Source organism: Citreimonas sp. (assembly GCF_042096055.1).
Lineage (GTDB): Bacteria > Pseudomonadota > Alphaproteobacteria > Rhodobacterales > Rhodobacteraceae > Citreimonas.
In genome coordinates this window covers 1-4,688 of sequence record NZ_JBELMH010000025.1, presented here as the reverse complement: position 1 = coordinate 4,688, position 4,688 = coordinate 1, and the positions used below count along the sequence as shown (strand labels likewise).

Sequence of the window (4,688 nt, the reverse complement as noted above, 5' to 3'; positions counted from 1 at the left end):
GCCGCCGACTGGAACGCGGGCGAGGCGCGGCTGGGCTTCGGCGAGGTCGAGAGCGACCTGAACCTGTCGCCGCGTGGCGATCTGACCGAAGCCGCCGCCAACCTGTTCGAGTACCTGCACCGCCTCGACGCCGAGAACCCGGACGTCATCGCCGTCTCGCCGATTCCGCATCTGGGGCTGGGCGTGGCGATCAACGACCGGCTGAGCCGCGCGGCGGCCGACAGGTAAAACTTCTAGGATTTAGGTACGGTCGTCTGCGGGCGGCGCAAAACGTATCCGCCCTCGGGCTTTTTATGCGCGTCCGCCTTCGGACGACAGCGCCAGCGCAGCGACGCCCAGCGTCTCGAGCGCGGCTTCCCACTTCTCGGCATCCGGCAGGTCGAAGATCAGCCGGTTCGAGCCGTCGCAGACCAGCCAGGCGTTCTGCATCAGCTCGGCCTCGAGCTGACCCGGCCCCCAGCCCGCATAGCCCAGCGCCATCATCCAGACCGAGGGCCCGCGCCCGTGGCCGATATCCTCGAGCACGTCGAGCGTGGCGGTCATGTGGATCTCGTCGCTGACCTCGAGCGTGGCGCTCTCGGTCGCGTAATCCGAAGAATGCAGCACGAATCCGCGCCCCAGCTCGACCGGGCCGCCGAAATGCACCCGGTGGCTGGACAGGTCCGCCGAGGCGTCGATGTCCAGTTGCGCAAGCAGCGTCGGCATGTCGAGGTCGATGTTGGACTTGTTGACCATCAGGCCCATCGCGCCCTCGGTCGAATGCTCGCACAGCAGCACGACCGCGTGTTCGAAGCGGGGGTCGCCCATGCCTGGCATGGCGATCAGCATCCGCCCGGTGAGCATCGCGGGCTCGGAGCTTCGGTTGGCTTCGGCTTCGGTCATATTCAAAAGAATGGCCCTCGCATGGGGGCTGTGCAAGGGGGTGTCGCGACAACGCAGCGCCCCGCGACGCATTGCGCATCATCGCTGCAAAGTGACTTTTCATTTCAGCGACCGGCGGCCATCAGGGCGGCATGCATCGTCTCATAGCCCTCGCCCTGTGCCTCGTGCTGCACGCCCTGCCGCTGCGGGCCGAAAGCCTCGATTCCATTGTCTCGGCCGAGCTGCGGCCCGGCTGGCGCCTGCCCGACGGCAGCCACATCGCCGCGCTGCACCTGCGCCTGGCACCGGGGTGGAAGACCTACTGGCGCAGCCCGGGCGAGGCCGGCATCCCGCCGCTGTTCCGCTGGACGGCCGCGGGCGGCAACACCGCCGGCGTCTCGGTCGTCTGGCCGACGCCGCACGTGTTCCACCAGTCGGGCCTGCGCTCGGTCGGGTACAAGGGCGAGGTCGTGCTGCCGCTGCGCGTGCGGCTGCGCGACGGGAACGCCGATGCGCAGATCGCCGGCACGATCGAGCTGGGCGTGTGCAAGGACATCTGCATGCCGCACGAGGTTTCGGTCTCGGCCGTGCTGCCGGCGGCGGCGCGCGCGCCCGACCCGCGCATCGCCGCGGCGCTTGCCGACCGCCCGCTGTCGCGCGACGAGGCGGGCGTGGGCGCGGTGCGTTGCGCGGTCGTCCCCTCGGCGGGCGGGATCGGCCTGCGCGCCACGCTGGACGTGCCCCGCCCCGGCGGCGCGGTCGAGACGGTGATCGAGACCGCCGACCCGTCGGTCTGGGTGACCGAGCCCGACAGCCGGTGGGAGAACGGCGCGTTGGTGGCCGAGGCCGAGCTGCGGCATGTGAGCGGCGGCACCTTCGCACTGGACCGTTCGGGCGTGCGGATCACGGTGCTGCGCGACGGCCAGGCGATCGACGTGCTGGGCTGCACCGGCTGAGGCCGGTCAGGCCGGCCGGCGCCCGGTCCGCAGGACGACAGCGCCGAGCGCAAACAGCGCCATCAGCGCGATCGCGGTGCCGCAGACGAACAGCACGAACGACGCGGCCAGCGGCGGAAGCGCGGGCATGACGCTGCCCAGCGCCCCGGGCAGCGCGCCGGTCACCGCCACGTGGCCCATGGTGACGCCCAGCCAAGCGAGCATCGCCACCGTTCCAGCGGTCAGAAGCGCACGCACACCGCCGCGCCGGAACCGCAGCCCGCGCCGCAGCGCGCGCAGGCGCGACGCGATGTCGTGCTGCACCGCGATCAGCGCAGGAACCACCAGCAGAACCAGCACCATGCCGAAGCCCAGCCCGTAGACCAGCGTGATCACCGTGGGCTTCAGGAACTGCGCGTCGGCCGAGCCTTCGTAGAGCAGCGGCGCGAGGCCCAGCACCGTGGTCGCCGTGGTCAGGAACACCGCCCTCAGGCGGTCCGCCGCGCCGTCGACGATCGACGGGATCAGGCCGCGCTCTTCGGCGTAGTCGTCGATCTGCGTCACCAGCACGATCGAGTCGTTGATGATGATCCCGGTCATGCCCAGCAGGCCGACCACCGTGAACATCGACAGCGGCACCTCCCACAGGGCGTGGCCGTAGATCGTGCCGACGAGGCCGAAGGGGATGATCGCCATCACCACCAGCGGCCGCGACCAGCTGGCGAAGACCCAGGCCAGCACGAGGTAGATGCCCAGCAGCACCAGGATCAGGCCGTTGAGCGCATCCGACAGGAATTCGTCCTCTTGCTCGGACAGGCCCGAGAGGCGGTATTCGACCTGACGCTCGGCCGCGATGGCGGGCAGGATGTCCGTCTCCAGCGCCTGCATGATCTCGGTCGCGCGGGCGGGGTCGTCCTCGGACAGGTCGCCGAGGACCGAGACGGTGCGGATGCCGTTCTCGCGCCGCACGGTGGAAAATCCGGTGCGCCGGTCGACGCTGACGATGTCGGCCAGCGGCACGTAGACGCCGTCGGGCGTGCGCAGCTGCATCCGCTCCATGAAGTCGGCGGTCAGCTCGCCCTCGGGCAGGGCGACGCGGATCGTGGCCGAGCGCGGCCCGACCGGGAAGGTCGCCGCCTCGATCCCGCCCAGCCGGTCGCGCAGCACGCGGCCCAGCCCGTCGATATCGAAGCCCAGTGCTGCGCCGCGGGGCGTGAGGTCGAGGATCAGCTCTTCCTTGTCGTAGGCGAGCGTGTCCTCGAGCGCCGAGACCTCGGGGAAGCGCGACAGCGCCGCCTGCAGGTCGAGCGAGGCGGCCTTCAGCGTCTGCGCGTCGGCGCCGTAGAACTGCACGTCGAGCGCGTCGCCCCCCGGGCCCGAGCGCCAGCCGCGGAAGCTGATCGTCTCGACCATCGGGTGACGCTCGACCCGGTCCTGCAGGGCGCCGACGAAGGCGAAGCTGGAATACGGCCGCTCGTCCGAGCCGATGAGCTCGATCGAGATGGCGCCAAGCTGGTCGGCATCCTTTCCGTCGGTGCCGGCCAGGCCACGGCCCGACGTGCCGCCGATCTCGGCCATGACGTGCAGCAGCGGGTTGGTACCGTGCTCGGCCTCGTACTCGGTCGCCAGGTCGTTCGTGGCCTGTTGCAGAAGACGCATCTGCGCCAGCGTGTCCTCGCGCGTGGCGCCCGGCGCCATCGCGAAGTTGCCCGAGACAGAGGCCTGTTCGGGCGAGTTGAAGAACCGCCACTGCACGTCGCCGCGCACCAGCAGCGCCACCTGGCTGGCCAGCGCCACAAGGACGGCCGCCAGCACCACGTAGCGCGCGGCGATCACGCCCACCATCAGCGGGCGGAACAGCCGGTCGCGCACCCATTCGAAGCCGCGGTTCACGATCCGCGACGGCGCGTCGTACCAGCGCGCCTTGGCGGAACTGGCGACCGCGTGGGCCATGTGGTTGGGCAGGATCAGGAAGCACTCGACCAGGCTGGCCAGCAGCACGGCGATCACGGTGAAGGGGATGTCGGCGATCAGCGTGCCGAAGGACCCGCCGATGATCACGAGGCCGAAGAAGGCGATCACCGTGGTCAGCGTGGCCGAGAAGACCGGCAGCGCCATGCGGTGCGCGGCCCCTTCGGCCGCATCGAAGGGCGACAGGCCGCGCCGCGCCAGCGCGTCCGTGTGTTCGCCCACGACGATGGCGTCATCGACCACGATGCCCAGCGTGATGATCAGCGCGAAGAGCGAGATCATGTTGAACGTGAGCCCGCCCAGGTACATCAGCGCGATCGCCGCCAGCATCGCCGTGGGGATGCCGGCCGCCACCCAGAAGGCGGTGCGCGCGTTCAGGAACAGGAACAGCAGCACCACGACCAGCCCCAGCCCCATCGCCCCGTTGTCGAGCAGGATGTCGAGCCGAGCCGAGATAGCCTCGGCCCGCGTTCGGATCAGCTCGACCGTCACGCCCTCGGGCAGGGTGGTGGCGAAGTCGGTGGCGACCTGCTCGACGATGGCCTGGATGGCGATGGCATCGCCCTGGTCGGACCGGTCGACGCGGACCGACATGGCGGGATCGTCGCCGACGAAATAGCTGCGCTCGCGGCCGGCGCCTTCGGTCGTGATCGTCGCCACGTCGCCCACGGTCAGGGTCGTGCCGTCGGGATCGGCGCGCAGGGCGATTCCGGCGATCTGCTCGGCGCTGCGCCGCTCGACCCCGGTGCGCACGCGGGCGCCGGCGCCCGCGACGTCGCCGGCAGGGTCGGCATCGACCTCGGCCGCGATGGCGGTGGCGATGTCGCGCAGGGTGACGTCGTGCTCGATCAGCTTGGCCACCGGCGCCTCGACCATGATGCGCGGCGCGGCGAGGCCGCGGATCGTGGTGCGGGTGACGCC

Annotated in this window: 4 protein-coding genes; 2 read left to right on the top strand and 2 right to left on the bottom strand. The window is 70.7% G+C overall.

Going from position 1 to position 4,688, the window contains the following annotated elements:
• Positions 1-228: Sua5 family C-terminal domain-containing protein (locus ACFDTC_RS07650; RefSeq protein WP_375258288.1), on the top strand; the 228-nt coding region annotated here is incomplete at its 5' end.
• Between the two features lie 63 nt (positions 229-291).
• Here the strand turns inward: ACFDTC_RS07650 and ACFDTC_RS07645 are convergent.
• Positions 292-882, bottom strand: a complete 591-nt coding sequence (locus tag ACFDTC_RS07645) for a YqgE/AlgH family protein (protein WP_375258287.1) — start codon at positions 880-882, stop codon at positions 292-294.
• A 131-nt stretch (positions 883-1,013) separates the two neighbouring features.
• On the opposite strand from ACFDTC_RS07645, the gene ACFDTC_RS07640 reads away from it, so the two are divergent.
• A complete protein-coding gene (locus tag ACFDTC_RS07640) occupies positions 1,014-1,817 on the top strand; it encodes a protein-disulfide reductase DsbD domain-containing protein (protein ID WP_375258286.1) in 804 nt (267 codons plus the stop codon).
• A 6-nt stretch (positions 1,818-1,823) separates the two neighbouring features.
• Here the strand turns inward: ACFDTC_RS07640 and ACFDTC_RS07635 are convergent.
• A partial coding sequence (locus ACFDTC_RS07635; protein ID WP_375258285.1) for an efflux RND transporter permease subunit occupies positions 1,824-4,688 on the bottom strand: 2,865 nt, incomplete at its 5' end.